Raw genomic sequence first — 17,513 nt, 5'->3', positions numbered from 1 at the left:
CTGGAGTCTTTCCATGGGCCGACTGATCGAGCCTGAACCCACCTCAATGGCGTCGAGGGTGGCGCTCTACTTGCGCGTCTCGACCGGCCGCCAAGCCGAGAGCGACCTTTCGATTCCCGACCAGCGGCGGCAGATGGAGGCCTATTGCGCCGGGAAGGGCTGGACGCTGGGCGAAGCGTTTGTCGAGCCCGGCACGTCCGCCAAGGACGACAAGCGTCCGTCGTTCCAGACCATGATCGAAGCGGCCCTATCCAAGCCTGCGCCGTTCGACGTCATCATGGTCCACTCGTTCTCACGGTTCTTCCGCAACCAGTTCCAGTTCGAGTTCTACGTTCGCAAGCTGGCCAAGAACGGCGTGCGCCTAGTCTCAATCACCCAGGAGTTGGGCGAAGACCCCATGAGCCTCATGATGCGCAAGATCATGGCGCTATTCGACGAGTACCAGTCCCAAGAGAACGCCAAGCACACCCTGCGGGCCATGATGGAGAACGCCCGCCAGGGGTTCTGGAACGGCTCACGCCCGCCGCTGGGGTACCGCGTCTATGTCGCCGAGCAGCGCGGCGCGAAGCTGAAGAAGAAGCTGGAGATCGATCCGGTCAACGCCGAGAAGATCAGGCTCATCTACCGCCTGGCGCTGTACGGCGCCGACGGATCGGGACCGATGGGCTTCAAGTCCATCGCTGCCCACCTGAACGACAGGAACATCCGCACCCGCGACGGCGGCAAGTTCGGTCTCGATGCGATCCACCAGATCCTGCACCGGCCCTCCTACATGGGCGAGCACCACTTCAACCGGACGGACCACAAGACCAAGAAGCGCAAGCCCGAGGCCGAGCACGCGATTTGCGAGGTGCCGGCAATCGTCACGCGCGAGGAGTTCCAGGCCGTGCAGGACTCCCTCCATCTTCGCCACTGGAAGCAGACCCATCCCAATCACGTCAGCAGCCGGGTGCTGCTGGGCGGCATCTGCTTTTGTGGCAAGTGCGGCGGGGCCATGACCCTGCGCACGGGGCAGAGTTCGACCGGTCTTCAATACCGCTACTACACCTGCTCGACGAAGGCCCGGCAGGGCAAGGCCGGGTGCGAGGGCATCACCGTTCGTGAGGAGAAGCTGGACGCCGCCGTGGTCGAGCATCTGGAGCGCCGGCTGCTGCATCCCGAGCGCTTGGAAATCCTACTGGGCAACGTCATCGACAAGCGCAGCGAATGGATCGACCGCAGACGGTCCCACGTCGCCGAGCTGAGGCAGAGGGCGACAGCGGCGGCGACCAAACTCAAGCGGCTCTACGAAGCGGTTGAGGACGGCCTGGCCTCGACGGATGACCAGGACCTCAAGGACCGGATGCGGGAGCTTGCTGTGATCCGTGACGAGTCACGCGCGGATGCCGACCGCGCCGAGGCCGCGATTGAAAAGCTAGGCCCGATGCTGACGCCGGAAATTCTCAGCCGGTTCGCCGAAGCGACGAAGGAACGACTACGCGGCGAAGACGGGAAGTACCGTCGCGAGCACGTGCGCGCGGTGGCTCAGCGCGTGGAGGTGATCTCGAAGAACGAGATCCGCATCATGGGAAACAGGACTGACTTGCTGAAAACCTTAGCCGCTTCGGCAGGCGAAGAAACTGCGGCTCTCGGCGTTCGCAGTTTTAAACCGAAATGGCGCGCCCGGAACGATTCGAACGTCCGACCCTCAGATTCGTAGTCTGATGCTCTATCCAGCTGAGCTACGGGCGCGCACTGCCTTGCGGCGAGGCGGGGGAGATAGCCCAGCCATTCCGGGGACGCAAGCCCGGTTTGAAGGATATTCTCGAAAAGTTTCGCGCACCGGCGTTCACTCAAGCCTCGAGCCTTGCCCGGCCTGGCGTCAGCGGCCACCTTTGGCGAGATTGGGGGCCTGTCGGGACGTGACAGCATCGCGCGATTGGTGTCCATGGAGACATCCGGGGCGGCGGGCAGGTCGTCCATAGCGTCCGTCATGAGGGTCCGTATGCGTCGTTTGGCTTCCCTGCTCGCCCTGTCCGTCGCGTTGCAGCTTTCCCTGGCCCCGGTGGCGGCGCTCGCCGAGTCGATTCCGCTGGCGATGCCGACGCCACGCCCGGCCGCGACCTCGACGCCGGCCAAGGGCATGGTGGCCGCCGCCAACCCGCTGGCTGTCGAGGCGGGCCTGCGCGTGCTGCGCGACGGTGGGTCGGCGGTCGACGCCGCGGTGGCGATCCAGGCGGTGCTGAGCCTGGTCGAGCCGCAGAGCTCTGGCCTGGGCGGCGGCGCGTTCCTGATGCTGTACGACGCCAAGGCCGGCAAGGTGACCGCCTATGACGGCCGCGAGACCGCGCCCAGCGGCGCCACGCCCGACATGTTCATGGGGCCGGACGGCAAGCCCCTGCCCTTCGTGAAGGTGCTGTTGTCGGGCCGCTCGTCGGGCGTCCCCGGCGCGGTGGCCATGCTGGCCCAGGCGCAGAAGGATCATGGCAAGCTCGCCTGGAATACACTTTTCAAGGACGCCGAGACCCTGGCCGCCGACGGCTTCGTGGTCAGTCCGCGCCTGGCCGGCATGATCGCCGGTCGCGCGCCCCAGGCCTCGCAGCCGGACGCGGTCAAGTATTTCACCAAGCCGGACGGAACCCGCTACAAGGCCGGCGACGTGCTGAAGAATCCGGCCTACGCCGAGACGGTGCGCCGCATCGCCGCCGAGGGCCCTTCGGCGATGTACGAGGGTCCGATCGCCCAGGCGATCGTCGACCGGGTGCGTGAGGGCGAACTGCCCGGCAGTATCTCGCTGCAGGATCTCAAGAGCTACAAGCCGCGCTCAGGCGCCCCGCTCTGCCGCCCGTGGAAGGTCTACACCGTCTGCGTGCCCAACCCGCAGTCCAGCGGCCTGGCGATCATCCAGGCGCTGCAGATGCTGGAACATACCGACATCGGCAAGCGCGGCCCCACCGATCCCGTCGCCTGGACCCTGCTGGCCCAGGCCGAACGGGTCATGTACGCCGACCGCGACCGCTATGTCGGCGACCCCGACTTCGTGACCGTGCCGGTCGAGGGCCTGCTGGATCCCAAATATGTCGCGCAGCGCGCCAAACTGATCACCGACAAGGCCGGCGCCGCGCCGCCGTTCGGCGCCCCCAAGGGCGCGCCCAAGGTCGGCGTGGACATGACCCAGGAACCGGGCGGCACCACCCACTTCGTGGTGGCGGATACGGCGGGTAATGTCGTCTCGATGACCACCACGGTGGAGAGCATCTTCGGCAACGGCCGGATGGTGGGCGGCTTTTTCCTGAACAACCAGCTGACCGACTTCTCGTTCTCGCCGGTCGAGAAGGACGGCGCGCCCGCGGCCAACGCCATCGCGGCGGGCAAGCGTCCCCGCTCGTCGATGTCGCCGCTGATCGTGCTGGACAAGAAGGGCAAGTTCCTGGCCGCCGTCGGCTCGCCGGGGGGCAATGCGATCCTGTCCTATAATCTGAAGGCCATGGTCGGGCTGTTCTACTGGAACCTGAACATGCAGCAGGCCGTCTCGCTGCCGAACCTGGTGGCGCGCGGCGAGAACTTCTCGGGCGACGCCGAGCTGTTCGGTCCTGAGATGCTGGCGGCGCTGAACGCGCGCGGCGTGGCCGTCAAGGTCGGCCAGCTGGAGACCTCGGGCCTGCAGGGCGTGATCGTACGCCCGGGCAATGTGCTGGAAGGCGGCGCCGACCCGCGTCGCGAGGGCGTGGCCAAGGGGCTTTAAGCGCCGCTCAGGTCTGGGCCTGGTGCTCCTCCAGGCCCGCCTCGACCTCGGCGCGGGAGAAGACCTCTTCTTGACCGTCGACCAGAAGGTCGGCGGCGACGGCCTCTTCTACGGTCACCATGGCGGCCACTCGGCGCAAGGCCGTCGGCGCGTCCGGCGCCTCGACCGTGATCTCGTAGATCGGCGCGCTGTCCGCAGAAGCCCCGATCTTCACCGCGATGGTCCAGGTCGTGGCCATGGTCAGCTCCTCTAGCTTGCTGAGGCGTCGGCGGCCTTGTCGTCAGGTTCGGGCAGGGGCTCGGGCGCGCCGGCCAATGTCAGATCGAACACCGAACCCCCGGGTCCGGTTTCCACCAGCGCCAGATCGCCGCCATGGCCCTGGGCCAGCTCCCGGGCGATGGCCAGGCCAAGACCCGTGCCGCCCCGACGCACCGACCCTACGAACGGCTGGAACAGATTGGTGCGGGCGCGCTCGGGCACGCCGGGTCCGTCGTCGGACAGGCGCAGGATGCTGGAGCCTTCCGTCCGGCGAAGCTCGACAAACACCTTGCCCTTGCCGCCCCGGTCAGGCGCGCCCTCGATGGCCTCGCGGGCGTTGCGCAGCAGGTTGGTGAGGATGCGGTGCAACTGGTCGGGATCGGCCAGGACCTGCTCGCGGGGGCCGATGACGGTCTCCAGGCTGACACCCTGGCTCGACAGGCCGGCGTCCTCGGCGGCCATGTCGAGCGCGGGACGCAACGAGATGACCCGGGTGACCGGCTCGGGCTCCTTGGACTTGCCATAGGCCATGACGTCGGAGGCCAGGTTGATGGCGCGGTCGAGGGCCCGCTCCAGGCGCGGCAGGGCCTGGGCGACCTTGGGATCCCCCAGCGCGGCCAGACGGTCCGAGGCCATCTGGGCGCTGGTCAACATGTTGCGCAGATCGTGATTGATCTTGGCCACCGCCTCGCCCAGCGCGGCCAGCCGGGCTTTCGAGGCCAGCGCCGCCAACAGGTCGGCCTGCATGCGGTCTAGCTCAAGCTCGGCGCGGCCGATCTCATCGCGACGATTGGAGACAGCGATGCGGGCGGCCGGATCGTCGGGATCGCTGCGGAACGCCTCCATGGCGCGGGTGATGCGCTGCATCGGCCGCACCAGGAAGATGTTCAGGAAGGCGTAGACCAGCACACCGGCCAGGGTGGCCACGAAGATCGTCACGCCCGCCAACTGCCAGAAATAGGCGACCAGCCGGGCTTTCAGCGGCGCGTCGGGCAGCACCACCTCGATGAACTCGGCCTTGCGGAAGCGCGGCTCGGCCATCACGCGGACCATCGCGCCCTTGGGGCTGGTCAGGGTGTAGAACGGCGCGGCCAGCCAGGAGCCGGGGTTCTGCCGGCGAAGATCGACGAGATACGGCGTCTCGAACGGCTGCTTGGGCGGCAGGACGAGGCGGCGGGCGCCGTCGACCTGCACCGCCACGGTGACCGCCCCGGCCTGGTCGAACATCTGGTTAGCCACCGCGTCGCTGACCCGCAGCTCGGGGTCGGACTCGGCGATCGTCGAGGCCAGTTCCCCGGCCCGGACGCGGTCCAGCAGCCACTGCTCTTCATAGGCCGCCAAGGCGGGGGGCAGGATCAGCAGACCACCGAAGTTGACGACCACGGCGGTGAACAGCAGCAGGCGCGCCGACAGACCGCCGGGCCACGGAAAGCGCTTCCGGGGCTTGGCGGTTTTGTCTTCCGAGGGCGAGCCGGGTTGGACCATCCGGGGCGGTTACTTCTCGTCCAGCGACGCGACGTCGCGCCCATTGCGCCAATGGCGCCACAACGGCGGCAGAAACGCCAGCACGCCCATGCCGATGATCGGCAGATAGATGCGCGGCGACAAGAGGCTTTCCACGGTTACGGGGCCGCCCCTGGCGAACACATGGCCCAGGCCCGCGCCGATCCCCGCATAGACGAAGGAGCTGGGGATCATGCCCAGGACCGAGGCCAGCAAGAAGGTGCGCACACGGACGCTCATCAGGCCGGCGGCGACATTGACCGCCAGCAGCGGAAACGCTGGGATCAGGCGAAGGGTCAGAAGATAGTTGAAGGTGTCGCCCTTGAAGCCCTCGGCGATGCGGGAGACGAAGGCGCCGGACTTGTGACGCAGGGCGTCACCAAACGCGGTGCGAAACACGAGAAAGGTGATCGTGGAGCCGCCCGTGGCCCCGGCCACCGCAGCAAAGCCGCCGCCGATCGGCCCGAACAGGTACCCGCCCGACAGGGACAGGATCAGAGCGCCCGGCAGCGAAATGGCCACCGAGCCGGTGTAGATCGCCAGATAGACCGCCGCGCACGCCCACGGGTGTTCGCGCGCGAAGATCTGGAGTTCGGTCCCGCGCCGGCGCAGCTCCTCCAGCGAGAGATGCTCGACAAGTCCGCTGGCGAAGGCGCCCACGCACAGGATCGCGACCACCGCGAGGGGCCCGAAACGACGCAAGCGCATCAGGACCTGCGCACGCGTCATGCGGCGCCGATCGCGTCCTCGACGGCGGCGAAGCCATCGGCGCGAAGACGGGCGGCGAGGTCGCGCTTGATCCGGGTGACCAGGCCCGGCCCGCCATAGACGAGCGCCGAATAGAGCTGCACCGCTCGCGCGCCGGCCCGGATCTTGGCGTAGGCGCCCGCGCCGTCGGCCACCCCGCCCGCCCCGATCAGCGCGACCCGACCGGCGGCCGCCGCATGGAAGCGCGCCAGCACGGCCGTCGAGGCCTCCAGCAGTGGCCCGCCCGACAGGCCGCCGCCTTCACGGGCGAAGCGCGACTTCAGCGTCTCGGGCCGGGCGATGGTGGTGTTGCTGACGATGATGGCGTCGAGCCCCGCGCCGACCACGGTTTCGACGATGGCTTCGACCTCGCCGTCCTCCAGGTCGGGGGCGACCTTCAGGAAGATCGGATAGTCCGCGCCGGACGCGACCTTCAGCGCCGCGCGGGTTTCCGCCAGGCGTCCGAGAAGCTCTTCCAGCGCCGCCTTGGTCTGCAGGGCGCGCAGGCCCGGGGTGTTGGGCGAGGAGATATTGGCGGTGAAATAGTCCGACAGGCCCCAAAGCCGCGTCAGGCCGGCCACATAGTCCTCGATGCGGTCGCTCGCGTCCTTGTTGGCCCCGATATTGGCGCCGACGACGCCGCCACGGCCCTGACGCGCGGCCAGGCGCTGGGCGAACGGCTCCAGGCCGTCGTTGTTGAAGCCCATGCGGTTGATCACCGCCTGGTCCTCGGTCAGCCGGAAAAGCCGGGGACGCGGATTGCCGGCCTGGGCCAGCGGCGTCACGGTGCCCGCCTCCACGAAGCCGAAGCCGGCGGCCAGCATGGCGTCGGGGACCTCGGCGTTCTTGTCGAAGCCGGCCGCCAGGCCCACGCAGTTGGCAAGCTCCAGACCGGCGATCCTGACCGCCAGGATCGGATCGTCGGGTTGCGCATCACGCGGACCAAGCCCCCATTTCAGCCCGCGAATGGCCCAGCCGTGAGCGTCCTCGGGATCGAAGGCATGGAGAGCGCGGGCGGCGATGTCGTGAAAGCTCATGCGAGATGGTCGCCCAGTTGCGGCACGCCGTCGGCGTCCAGTTCAAGATCCGCCTCGCGCGCCACGTCCGACGCGAGCAGCGGGCGATAGAGGTGCGGGAAAAGGGCCCCGCCGCGCGAGGCCTCCCACTTGAGGGCCTCGCCCAGCGGTTCGGCCTCGACCGCCAGCAGGACGAGGTTCGTCTGGCCCTTGAACCACTTGGCGGCGGTCTCTTGCGCCTGATCGCCGGCGGACAGGTGAATGAACCCGTCGGCCAGATCGACAGCCGAGCCTTCGAAGCGGCCAACGGCCTTGGCGGCGTCCCACTCGGCGCGGGACAGGATCTTGTAGATCAGGGTCATTCGCCGCCCATCCCGCCGTTCTCGTTGGCGTAAAACAGATGCTCCAGGCGCGGGCTCTGGGTCCCGTCCCACGCCAGGACCACGACGGTCGAGGTCGGGAAACGGCTGCGGAGCTTGTTCGTCTGGATCGGCGAGGCTTCGCCGCCCAGGCAAAGCCGCAGGGCCAGTTCGTGCATGCCCGGATTGTGTCCGACCACCATCACCGTACCGGCGGCGTCGACCGCGTCCTCGACGGCCTGGAGAATCTCCTCCGGATCGGCGTGATAGAGATCGCGAAGGTGCTCCACGCGGGCCTTCGGGAAATGCGCCGCCACCTGCTCGGCGGTCTCGCGGGTGCGCCGCGCGGACGAGACCAGAAGAAGGTCCGGCTCATAGGCCAAACCCGCCAACAGCTTGCCCATCAGCGAGGCGTCGGCCCGCCCGCTGGCGGCCAAGGCGCGCTCGAAGTCGCCGCCGCTCTGGGCGTGCCGCTCGGCCTTGCCGTGGCGCATGAGGATCAGTCGCTCCATGCGCCCTCCATAGCCGTCCGTCGCCCTGTCAGGAAGCCGGCGGTTGACACCTTCTTCGCCAAGCGCTCCAAGGCGGCATGGCTGCTTTCGATCTGGTCACGCCCGCCGGCGGGGGAACCTGGCGGTTTCCCGCCAACGAACCCCTGCGGCTGGACTCCGGAGGCGTCATCGAAGGTCTGGAGATCGCCTACCAGACCTATGGTCAGCTGAACGCGGACAAGTCCAACGCCGTCCTGATCTGTCACGCCCTGACCATGGACCAGTATGTGGCCTCGCCGCACCCGGTGACGGGCAAGCCTGGCTGGTGGCCCCGCCTGGTCGGTCCCGGCAAGCCGCTGGATCCCGCGCGGCATTTCATCATCTGTTCGAACGTCATCGGCGGCTGCATGGGTTCGACGGGCCCGGCCTCGATCAATCCGGCCACGGGCAAGACCTATGGCCTGTCGTTCCCGGTCATCACCATCGCCGACATGGTCCGGGCCCAGGCCATGCTGGTCTCGGCGCTCGGGGTCGATACCCTGTTCGCCGTGGTCGGTGGCTCGATGGGCGGGATGCAGGTCCAGCAGTGGGCCGTGGACTATCCCGAGCGGATGTTCAGCGCCGTGGTGCTGGCCTCGGCCTCGCGCCACTCGGCCCAGAACATCGCATTCCACGAGGTGGGCCGTCAGGCGATCATGGCCGATCCCGACTGGCGCGGCGGCGCCTATGCCGAGCACGGCGTGCGGCCCGAGAAGGGCCTGGCCGTGGCCCGCATGGCCGCGCACATCACCTATCTGTCCGAGCCCGCCCTGCAGCGGAAGTTCGGCCGCGAACTGCAGCGCGACGGCCTCTCCTGGGGCTTCGACGCCGACTTCCAGGTCGAGAGCTATCTGCGCCACCAGGGATCCAGCTTCGTCGACCGGTTCGACGCCAACAGCTATCTCTACATCACCCGGGCCATGGACTATTTCGACATCGCCGCCAGCCATGGCGGGGTGCTGGCCAAGGCGTTCACCCGGGCGCGGCATGTGCGCTTCTGCGTGCTGAGCTTCTCCAGCGACTGGCTCTATCCGACCGCCGAGAACCGCCACCTGGTCCGCGCCCTGACCGCCGCCGGCGCCCGCGCGGCCTTCGCCGAGATCGAGAGCGACAAGGGCCATGACGCCTTCCTGCTGGACGAGCCGGTGATGGACGCCGCGCTAGAGGGCTTCCTGGCCTCGGCCGAACGTGATCGGGGGCTGGTTTGAAGGTCCTGACGCCATCAGCGCCCCCTCCGGCCCTTTGGGCCACCTCCCCCGTTTCACGGGGGAGGACATCGCATAGATCCACCTCCCCCGGGCAACGGGGGAGGTGGCATGGTGCGGATACGCGCCATGACGGAGGGGGCGCTCAACAATGACCTCTATCCGCGAAGACTTCCGCGAAATCCTGCGCCTGGTGCGCCCCGGCTCGCGCGTGCTGGACGTCGGGTGCGGCGAGGGCGCGCTGCTGGACCTTCTGGCGCATGAAAAGCAGGTGGACGCTCGGGGCCTGGAGCTGAGCGCCTCGGGCGTGGCCGCCTGCATGGCGCGCGGCCTGTCGGTGGTTCAGGGCGACGCCGATCTGGACCTCGACCACTTCCCGGACCGCTCGTTCGACTATGCGGTGCTGTCTCAGACCCTGCAGGCGACGCGTAATCCGCGCCACGTGCTGGACGAGCTACTGCGCATCGCCGACCGCGCGATCGTGTCCTTCCCCAATTTCGGCCACTGGCGCGTGCGCTGGTCGCTGCTGAGCCGTGGCAGGATGCCCGAGACCAAGGCCCTGCCCCTGCCCTGGTGGTCGACCCCGAACATCCACCTGTGCACCCTGGCCGACTTCATGGCCCTGACGGCGGACCTCAATCTGCGAGTCGACGCCAGCGCGGCCTTCACCGGCGCGGGACCCGCACGCCCGATGGATCCGACCAGCGCGCTGGAGAACTGGCGCACCGAGACCTGCCTCTTCATGCTCAGCCGCCACGGCGCATCCCCGCAGGGAAAGTTCTCGCAGGGGGAACTTCCGCCCGCCTCGGGCGATCTCTTCGACGGATGAAGACGCTTCGTCTGATGACCTACAACGTCCACCGCTGCGTGGGCACGGACCGCAAGCTCGATGTCGAGCGGGTGGCCGAGGTCATCGCGGCTGAACGGCCCGACGTGGTGGCCCTGCAGGAACTGGACGTGGGCCGCGCCCGCACACGCGGCGTAGATCAGGCTCACCGCCTGGCGGAACTTCTTCAGATGAGCTTTCACTTCCACCCGGCCATGGCCGTGGAGGAAGAACTGTACGGCGACGCGATCCTGACCGCCCTGCCCGAGCGACGCATCAAGGCCAAGGGGCTGCCGCTCTACCGCCGGGTGCCGGGCCTGGAGCCTCGCGGCGCCCTGTGGATCGAGGTCGAGGTCGGCGACGCCAAGGTCCAGATCATCAACACGCACCTGGGCCTCCTCCCTCAGGAGCAGAAGCGTCAGGCCGCAGCGCTGCTGGGTCCCGACTGGATGGGCGACGACGCGTGGGTGGCGCCCGGCGTCGTTCTGGGCGACTTCAACGCCACGCCCTATTCGGCCACCTATCGCATGCTGAGGACCGCGCTGCGCGACGCTCAGGCGCCGAGCCCCGCCTGGCTGCGCCCGGCCACAGCCACCTTCCCGTCGAGCTTTCCGTTCATGCGGATCGACCATGTCTTCCTGACCAAGGGCCTGGAGACGCGCGAGGTGAGATCGCCCTACGACGCGCGGGCGCGACTGGCCTCGGATCACCTGCCGCTGGTGATCGATCTGGAGATCACGGACGCAGGTGATCCGGGAGCGGCGGCGGCGGGGCGGTAAGGCGGGCGATGTCCTGCCGCAAACGCTTGCGACGCCCCCACGGGCGCCAGGCGTCGTCCGGCGCGATGGCGTCGCCAAGGCTCCAGTCGGCGATGAACTTCTGGGCGCCGGTCAGCTTGCGCACCGGGACCGGCTGAAGCCGCCGAGGCGGGCCGCCATGCACGTCCAGCGCGTTGATCGCCGCCGCCAGACCGCCCTCGCGCGCCATAGCCTCCAACACGTCTTGCGTCGTGCGATCGATGAAGTGACCGACCAAACGGCCCAGGAACCCTCTGATCGTCTCGCGCTCAAGATCGTCGCGCGCCTCCAGCGCTAGGTCACACTCGCTGTCCAGACCGATCGAGCGGTTGTTGAGATTGGCTGAGCCGATCCGCAGCACCGCGTCGTCGATGATCGAGACTTTCGAGTGCACGATGATCTGCCCGCCCTTGGGCGTATGCGCCGAGAACGCCGAGAATCGCCGATGCACGTCGACCTCGCGCAGACGGTTGATCGCCGCTGTTCGGGCGCTGTCCATGGTCATCTGATCGAAATAGCTGGGGCTGCGCGCCGGCCCGATGGTCACGACCTCGGGCCCGTCGGGCTCGGCCAGACGCTCGGCCAGAGCTTCGACGATGATCGGCGAGGTCAGGTACTGGTTCTCCAGATAGATCAGCCGTTCGGCGCGACGGATGGCCGAGAGATGCAGCAGCATGCACTCGGTGACCTCGGGCCGCCCCCGCCAGGCGGCGGACGTGCGGGCGACCGCCACAGGGGCGCGGCGCAGGTCCGGGATCAATCCCTGCGGCCAGGGCGTCTCCTCGGGCCGGGTCGGACGTGCGATCGGCTCGCCGCCCGAGGTCCGCCAGCGATCGATGAACAGATCCGCCATCGCCTCGCCGGCCCGACCGTCGACCAGCATGGCGACCTCGTGGCGCGGGGGATAGCGACGGCCGGTCGGCAGGCGCCGGAGCGGGTTCTCATCGAGATGCCGGGTGTCGTCCCACCGGTCGACGCCGATGTCGCCGCCGCTGATCAGCGCCGTCACGCCATCGATGATCACCGCCTTCTGATGATGGCAGGCGCTGGCCGGCAAGGTGGCGTCCAGCCGGTACTTGACCCGCGATCCCGCGAAGAAGGCCGCGCCCCGATGCGGGCCGAACAACTGAGAGGCGGCGATGGGAAAGGGCATGTCCCAGGTGAGCACCCGCACGTCGAGGGCGGGGTTGAGCGCGGCCTGGCGGCGCAGGATCAGACCGATCCGGTCGGCCGAGGTGGGATCACGGCTCTTGCGGACACGGTCAGGGTCGAGCCGGGTCAGGGGATCGAACACCCAGGCCAGGATCCAGATCGACTTGCGCGCCGCCAGCAGCAGCGGCTTCAGCGCGTCGAACGTCTCGTCATTGTCGATGAGCAGGGCGACGCGGTCGGCGGGCTCGACCCGCCAACAGTTGTAGCCCGGTTGAAAGACGGAAGCGCGCTCGACCATGTCCACCCTAAAGCCGCGAGTCGATCACGAACGCGCGTCACGGCGTTATGGCTCCGCTTGAGCGTGCGGTCTTGTGAACTGTTGTTTGGGTCAGCCGGCGATCGCGGCGGCGTCTCGCTCGCCGGTGCGGATCCGCAGGGCCTGTTCCAGATCCATGACGAAGACCTTGCCGTCGCCGATCTTGCCGGTGTTGGCGGTGCGCTGCAGCGCCTCGATGACGGGCTCGAGCACGTCGGTGGGCACCGCGATCTCAAGCTTCACCTTGGGCAGCAGCTTCACCTCATACTCGGCGCCGCGATAGACCTCGGTCTTGCCCTTCTGACGGCCATAGCCGCGAACCTCGGTGACGGTCAGACCCGACGCTCCCGCCTCGGTGACCGCTTCGAGCACCGCGTCCAGGCGGCTCGGCTTAATCACAGCGACGATCATCTTCATGGCGCGGCTCCCGCGAGCGAACGGTTTCTACAGATCCAAGCTAGGCGCGCAGAGGCCCAGCTCCAAGTGCGTTCAGCGATCAAGGCCGCTCGGCGCCTGTGGAACGGGCGCCTTATTGACCGAAACGGAGCGCTCGCCGGTGTGGTGCGCGGGCGTCGGGCCCGCCGGACTAGGCAGCAGGACGCCCGGCGCGAAGACTCTGGCGCGGGCGCGATGGCCACGCGGCTTGACCGCAAAGGTCTGTTTGATCGCCTCCATCAGGATCACACCGGCGAAACGCGGCCAGAGCGTCGCGCCCACCTGCTCGAATCCCTCGGCCCAACTGGACATGGCGGCCACCGGCGGGACGTAGAGCGCGCGCGTCCACCCCGCCGGCTCGAGCCCGACCTCGCGGATCAGGCTTTCCAGCTGGCTGCGGCTATAGGGCCGGCCATGCCCGAACGGGGTGCCCTCGGCGCCCGCCCACACCCCGTCGCGGGACGAGACGGCGACGATGAGACGGCCGGTCGGGGCCATGACGCGCCCGATCTCGGCCAGCAGGGCGACCGGATCGTCGGCCTCTTCAAGGGCGTGAACCGCCAACACGCGGTCAAACAGAGCGTTGGGCAGCGGAAGGGCGGCGTCCTCCACCAGGCACGCCTGATTGCGCCCGCCGTGCGGCCAGACCTCGACCCCCTGCTGGGCCGGCATGGCGGCCACCACGCGACGCGCCTTGGCGCGGGCGGCGTCCAGGAACGGCGTCGCATAGCCCACGCCCAGCACGTCGAGGTCACGGGTGTCGCCCCAGGCCTCCTCGACCTTGCGCGTCAGCATCGTCCGCGCCGCACGGCCCAGCGGCGAAGCGTAGAAGGCCCTGAGATCGAGCACGTCGCGACGCATTGAGTCTCCCGAACCACGAGGCCTTCGTTGTAGGCTCGCCCGCGTCACCGCACCAGAGCACCCCCATGGCCTTGATCGTTCACCAGTTCCCCTGTCTGTCAGACAACTACGGCCTCCTTGTTCGGGACGAGGCGACCGGAAAGGTCGCGACCATCGACACGCCCGACGCGGACGCCATCCTCGCCGAGCTGGGCAAGCTGGGCTGGTCGCTCGACATGATCCTCAACACGCACTGGCATCCGGACCATGCCGGCGGCAACGAAGCGCTGAAGACAGCGACAGGCGCCGTAATCGTCGGGCCGACCGAAGTGACACGCATCGCGCCTCTGGACCGGGCGCTGGTTGACGGCGACGTCGTGATGCTGGGCGAGACCCGCTTTGACGTGATCGACACCGGCGGCCACACGCTGGGCCATATCAGCTATCACGACGCCGAAAACGCCATCGCCTTCGTCGGCGACACCCTGTTCGCCCTGGGGTGCGGACGCCTGTTCGAGGGCACGGCCGAGCAGATGTGGGCGTCGCTTCAGCGGCTGACCGCCCTGCCGGACGCGACCACGGTCTATTGCGCCCACGAATACACCGCCTCGAACGCCCGCTTCGCCCTGTCGGTGGACGGGGCCACAGCCGTTGTGTCGCGAGCCGACGCCGTGTTCGCCGCCCGCGAGCGCGGTGAGCCGACCGTCCCCACCACGATCGGCGCCGAGAAGGCGACCAATCCGTTCCTGCGCGCGCCGCTGCTGAGGCCGGAGGCGGCGACGCCCGCTCAGGCCTTCGCAGAGATCCGAGCGGCCAAGGACGGGTTCAAGGGATGAGCGACATGACGAAGTCAGGCCTTGGCCTCTCGGGCGATCTGGGCGCGCAGGAGATCGTGCGCATGCTGGACCTGCAGCCGCATCCCGAGGGCGGCTGGTATCGGCAGACCTTTCAGGATGCGCCCGGCGCCGACGGCCGCGCCGCCTCGACCTGCATCTACTACCTGCTCGAGGCCGAACAGATGTCGGCCTGGCATCGGGTGGATGCGGTGGAGACCTGGCACTACTACGCCGGCGCGCCGATCTCGCTGACGCTGTCGCCGCCAGACGGCAAGGGGGCGACCGCCCACGTTTTGGGTCCCGACCTGCGCGCCGGATGCCGCCCCCAGGTGGTCGTGCCCACGCTGTGGTGGCAAACCGCGGTCAGCCTGGGGGCCTGGACCCTCGTCGGCTGCACGGTCGCGCCTGGTTTCCGGTTCGAAGGTTTCGAGATGGCGCCGGCCGACTGGACGCCCTCGATGAGCTGAATTGGCGGCGGCGAGACAGGCCGTTTCTTGTTCCAAATCAGCGCGCGAGGGCACGCTCCCCGCCAGCCTTGAGGGGGCCTGCGTCAGCATGTCGCAGGCGCTCAAAGCGGGTACCCATTGTGGGCAACTTGGTCGCATGGCGTCGTAACTTGAGCCGTGCAATCCATTTCAAATCACAGTGGACGCGCCGACTCCGGGGGGAACTAAGTCGCCTATGTCTGAAGAGTACGCCAACGCTCGCGCCGCATCGCGCTACGCGACCGATTACATTTTGCGCTGGGTCGAAATCGCCAACGAGGTCCACGGTTCGGACCTGCTCTACGCGCTTGTCTTCACCACGTTATGGGCCGGAAACTGCTCGCATATCCGCGGCGGTCACTACGCCGATATCGATGAGGTGCCGCCCGATCATGAGCGCCGCCCCCTGACCGTTCGTCAGGTCGCCGACTCCCTGGGTCTACCCTACGAGACGGTTCGTCGCCGCTTTGTGGAAATGCTTGAAAAGGGCATGGCTCAACGCGTGGGCCGCGAAGGGTTCATTGTCCCGCACGCCGCCCTGGCCAAGCCCGAGGTGCTGCATGGCTTGCGCCGATCGCACCAGAGCCTGACGCGGTTCCTCAAGGACCTGAAGTCCATCGGTATCGAGGCGACCTAGGGCGTTACCCTGGCGACTGTCTGACACCCCACATGCCGCGCTCTCCGGTTGGAGAGCGCGGCGCTCGAACGCTGGCGCCACATAGGGGGAGGGAGGGCGCCGGAGGCGTTAGAGGTTGTACTCGGGCTTGCCGTACGTCCCGATGAGATCGACCGCGAACGGCGCCCCGTCGGCCAGATCGGTGAAGTAGGCGTTGCTCGCATTGGCGAACTGACCGACGTCGGCCTTCATCGCCTCGGCCAGAAGCCAGCCGACCATGGCCGCCTTCGTGCCGATATCGGTCTTGCCATAGGCGGCGAAATAGTCGGCGCGGTCATCGATCAAGACATGGACCTTGGCGTCGGTCGGCGCCGTGCCAAAGATCTTGGTGTAGGCCGTGCGGGTCGCCTCAAAGAGCGATTTGTTCCCGTACTCGGTCGAGAAAGCGTCCTTACCCGCGCCGTCGCGGCCCAGATTAACCGCGAAGTTGATGTAGCGGTTCTCGGTATTGAACGTCTGGTAGTAGGCGCTGTTGAGGTTGTTCGGGTTCGGGCCGATCGGCGAGACCAGATAGTCCATGCCCAGTTCGCTGGGCGTGCCGCCGGTGAAGAACGCATAAGACGTGGTCGCAACGGCCGAGGTGGCGTCGGCGACATTGATGATGGCCTTCAGCGCATTGGCTTCGGTCAGCTGCCCGGCGACAACCTTGTCGGTCAGGCCCTGGACATAGGCGCGGTCGGCATCCGTGGCCGGGGCGTAGCGCATCAGGTTGTCGAACGCGTTTGTCAGCCGCACCAGGGTGTTGGCGCCGTTGGTGACCAATGCGTTGAACTCCGCCAGCGTACCGGTGACCTTCTCGACCTGGATCTTGCCGCCGTCCCAGGTCAGGAGCGTGCCGCCATTGCCGTCGCTGGTGGCGGCGGTGAACGCCTTGCCGTCCAGATCAAAGCGGTCTTGGGCCTTGGAGAAGTCCCGGACCAGGTCGTTGCCCTGGCCAAGGCCCGAAAAGGCGAAGCGGTCCGCGCCGGCGCCGCCGGTCATGATGTCGTCGCCGGTTCCGCCGATCAGGATGTCGTCGCCCGCGTTGCCATAGAGGTAGTCGTTGCCCGCGCCGCCATCCAGCTGATCGGCGCCGTCGCCTGTGCCGGCCAGATCCTGGTCCCCAGTCAGGGCGTCGTCACCCTCGCCGCCAATCAGGCGGTCATGGCCAGCGTCGCCGCGCAGGATGTCCGCGCCCCCTTCGCCGCGCAAAGTGTCGTTGTCGCCCTGCCCGTAGAGGTGGTCGCCGCCGCCGGCGCCATACAGCGCGTCATGTCCGCCGCCGCCGTGGATCACGTCATCGACCGCACCGCCCTTGATGCGGTCGGACCCGGCGCCGGACCACATCTCCAGCTGTTCGATATTGACCAGGCTGCCGCCGCCAGCGAACGACTGCACGCCCGCAGCCTTGAGGTCCAGAATGACCGAAGCCGAAAGGTTGGTCAGGTTCAGATAGGCGTAGTCGCCCTGGGCGCCGTCGGTGCCGCCGTCCAGCTGGTCGCCGATACCGGCGTACAAGCGGTCGAAGCCGTTGCCGCCGTAGAGCTTGTCGACATAGCCGTCACTGTTGTTCGTGCCGCCGCCGTAGAGGTAGTCCTCGCCGTCGTCGCCATGGAGCGTGTCGGCGCCGTCGTCGCCGTACAGGGCGTCGTTGCCGCCGCCCCCGCTCAGCAGGTCATTGCCGCCGCCGCCGCGCGCGGTGTCGATATCGGCGCCGCCTTGAAACATGTCGTCGCCGGCGGTTCCTGTGAAGTCTGCCATGGTGTTGATCCTAGAAAATGGTGGGCGCGCGACGGCAGGACGCCCAGCCTTGCTGGGCGCCAGAGCCG

18 protein-coding genes and 1 tRNA gene are annotated in these 17,513 nt (G+C 68.0%); 8 read left to right on the top strand and 11 right to left on the bottom strand.

Annotated elements, in window-relative coordinates; translation table 11 throughout:
• The first annotated feature begins 13 nt into the window (after positions 1-13).
• Positions 14-1,699, top strand: a complete 1,686-nt coding sequence (locus tag CA606_RS03160; RefSeq protein ID WP_096053891.1) for a recombinase family protein — start codon at positions 14-16, stop codon at positions 1,697-1,699.
• Here the strand turns inward: CA606_RS03160 and CA606_RS03155 are convergent.
• Positions 1,655-1,731 (bottom strand) — tRNA-Arg (locus CA606_RS03155). The genes CA606_RS03160 and CA606_RS03155 overlap by 45 nt on opposite strands.
• A gap of 253 nt (positions 1,732-1,984) precedes the next feature.
• Here CA606_RS03155 and ggt point away from each other — a divergent pair.
• Positions 1,985-3,724: a gamma-glutamyltransferase gene (ggt, locus tag CA606_RS03150; protein ID WP_096052426.1), complete on the top strand. Its 1,740-nt coding sequence runs from the start codon at positions 1,985-1,987 to the stop codon at positions 3,722-3,724.
• A 7-nt stretch (positions 3,725-3,731) separates the two neighbouring features.
• On the opposite strand, the gene CA606_RS03145 is transcribed toward ggt, so the two are convergent.
• From CA606_RS03145 to CA606_RS03120, 6 genes are read right to left on the bottom strand one after another with little or no spacing between them, the layout of a single operon-like run.
• Positions 3,732-3,962 carry a hypothetical protein gene (locus tag CA606_RS03145; protein WP_096052427.1) on the bottom strand — a complete coding sequence of 77 codons (231 nt, stop codon included), beginning with the start codon at positions 3,960-3,962 and terminating at the stop codon, positions 3,732-3,734.
• Between the two features lie 11 nt (positions 3,963-3,973).
• Complete coding sequence (locus CA606_RS03140) at positions 3,974-5,467, bottom strand: sensor histidine kinase (RefSeq protein ID WP_096052428.1); 1,494 nt, start codon at positions 5,465-5,467, stop codon at positions 3,974-3,976.
• Between the two features lie 9 nt (positions 5,468-5,476).
• Positions 5,477-6,214 carry a TVP38/TMEM64 family protein gene (locus tag CA606_RS03135; RefSeq protein WP_096052429.1) on the bottom strand — a complete coding sequence of 246 codons (738 nt, stop codon included), beginning with the start codon at positions 6,212-6,214 and terminating at the stop codon, positions 5,477-5,479.
• Positions 6,211-7,269, bottom strand: coding sequence for a quinone-dependent dihydroorotate dehydrogenase (locus CA606_RS03130; RefSeq protein ID WP_096052430.1), 1,059 nt, complete (start codon positions 7,267-7,269; stop codon positions 6,211-6,213). Before CA606_RS03130 ends, CA606_RS03135 begins: the two co-directional genes overlap by 4 nt.
• The gene (locus CA606_RS03125; RefSeq protein ID WP_096052431.1) at positions 7,266-7,610 is read right to left on the bottom strand and encodes a DUF952 domain-containing protein; all 345 of its coding nucleotides are present in this window, start codon (positions 7,608-7,610) and stop codon (positions 7,266-7,268) included. The genes CA606_RS03130 and CA606_RS03125 overlap by 4 nt, the downstream gene beginning before the upstream one ends.
• On the bottom strand, positions 7,607-8,119 hold the full coding sequence (locus CA606_RS03120) for a SixA phosphatase family protein (protein ID WP_096052432.1): 513 nt from the start codon (positions 8,117-8,119) through the stop codon (positions 7,607-7,609). Before CA606_RS03120 ends, CA606_RS03125 begins: the two co-directional genes overlap by 4 nt.
• Positions 8,120-8,196: 77 nt before the next feature.
• Between CA606_RS03120 and metX the strand changes: the two genes are divergently transcribed.
• The 3 genes from metX to CA606_RS03105 all read left to right on the top strand — a co-directional run bounded on the left by metX (position 8,197) and on the right by CA606_RS03105 (position 10,947).
• Positions 8,197-9,345, top strand: a complete 1,149-nt coding sequence (gene metX, locus CA606_RS03115; RefSeq protein ID WP_096052433.1) for a homoserine O-acetyltransferase MetX — start codon at positions 8,197-8,199, stop codon at positions 9,343-9,345.
• 148 nt (positions 9,346-9,493) lie between these two features.
• Positions 9,494-10,171, top strand: a complete 678-nt coding sequence (gene metW, locus CA606_RS03110) for a methionine biosynthesis protein MetW (protein ID WP_096052434.1) — start codon at positions 9,494-9,496, stop codon at positions 10,169-10,171.
• Positions 10,168-10,947: an endonuclease/exonuclease/phosphatase family protein gene (locus CA606_RS03105; protein WP_096052435.1), complete on the top strand. Its 780-nt coding sequence runs from the start codon at positions 10,168-10,170 to the stop codon at positions 10,945-10,947. Before metW ends, CA606_RS03105 begins: the two co-directional genes overlap by 4 nt.
• Here CA606_RS03105 and CA606_RS03100 read toward each other — a convergent pair.
• The 3 genes from CA606_RS03100 to CA606_RS03090 all read right to left on the bottom strand — a co-directional run bounded on the left by CA606_RS03100 (position 10,904) and on the right by CA606_RS03090 (position 13,729).
• Positions 10,904-12,421 carry a phospholipase D-like domain-containing protein gene (locus tag CA606_RS03100; protein WP_096052436.1) on the bottom strand — a complete coding sequence of 506 codons (1,518 nt, stop codon included), beginning with the start codon at positions 12,419-12,421 and terminating at the stop codon, positions 10,904-10,906. The two genes, CA606_RS03105 and CA606_RS03100, sit on opposite strands and share 44 nt — an antisense overlap.
• Before the next feature lie 84 nt (positions 12,422-12,505).
• Positions 12,506-12,850 (bottom strand): P-II family nitrogen regulator, encoded by a 345-nt coding sequence (locus CA606_RS03095; RefSeq protein ID WP_010918409.1) that lies wholly within the window; start codon positions 12,848-12,850, stop codon positions 12,506-12,508.
• Positions 12,851-12,922: 72 nt separating this feature from the next.
• Positions 12,923-13,729 carry a class I SAM-dependent methyltransferase gene (locus CA606_RS03090; protein ID WP_096052437.1) on the bottom strand — a complete coding sequence of 269 codons (807 nt, stop codon included), beginning with the start codon at positions 13,727-13,729 and terminating at the stop codon, positions 12,923-12,925.
• Positions 13,730-13,794: 65 nt separating this feature from the next.
• On the opposite strand from CA606_RS03090, the gene gloB reads away from it, so the two are divergent.
• From gloB to CA606_RS03075, 3 genes are all read left to right on the top strand, one after another.
• A complete protein-coding gene (gene gloB / locus CA606_RS03085; RefSeq protein ID WP_096052438.1) occupies positions 13,795-14,544 on the top strand; it encodes a hydroxyacylglutathione hydrolase in 750 nt (249 codons plus the stop codon).
• Positions 14,541-15,011 (top strand): cupin domain-containing protein, encoded by a 471-nt coding sequence (locus CA606_RS03080; RefSeq protein WP_096052439.1) that lies wholly within the window; start codon positions 14,541-14,543, stop codon positions 15,009-15,011. Before gloB ends, CA606_RS03080 begins: the two co-directional genes overlap by 4 nt.
• A 214-nt stretch (positions 15,012-15,225) precedes the next feature.
• Positions 15,226-15,666, top strand: coding sequence for a hypothetical protein (locus CA606_RS03075; protein ID WP_096052440.1), 441 nt, complete (start codon positions 15,226-15,228; stop codon positions 15,664-15,666).
• A gap of 108 nt (positions 15,667-15,774) precedes the next feature.
• On the opposite strand, the gene CA606_RS20440 is transcribed toward CA606_RS03075, so the two are convergent.
• On the bottom strand, positions 15,775-17,445 hold the full coding sequence (locus CA606_RS20440; RefSeq protein WP_096052441.1) for a calcium-binding protein: 1,671 nt from the start codon (positions 17,443-17,445) through the stop codon (positions 15,775-15,777).
• Positions 17,446-17,513 lie beyond the last annotated feature (68 nt).

Source organism: Caulobacter vibrioides, from assembly GCF_002310375.3.
Taxonomy (GTDB): domain Bacteria; phylum Pseudomonadota; class Alphaproteobacteria; order Caulobacterales; family Caulobacteraceae; genus Caulobacter; species Caulobacter vibrioides_D.
This window is presented reverse-complemented; position numbering and strand designations above follow the sequence as displayed.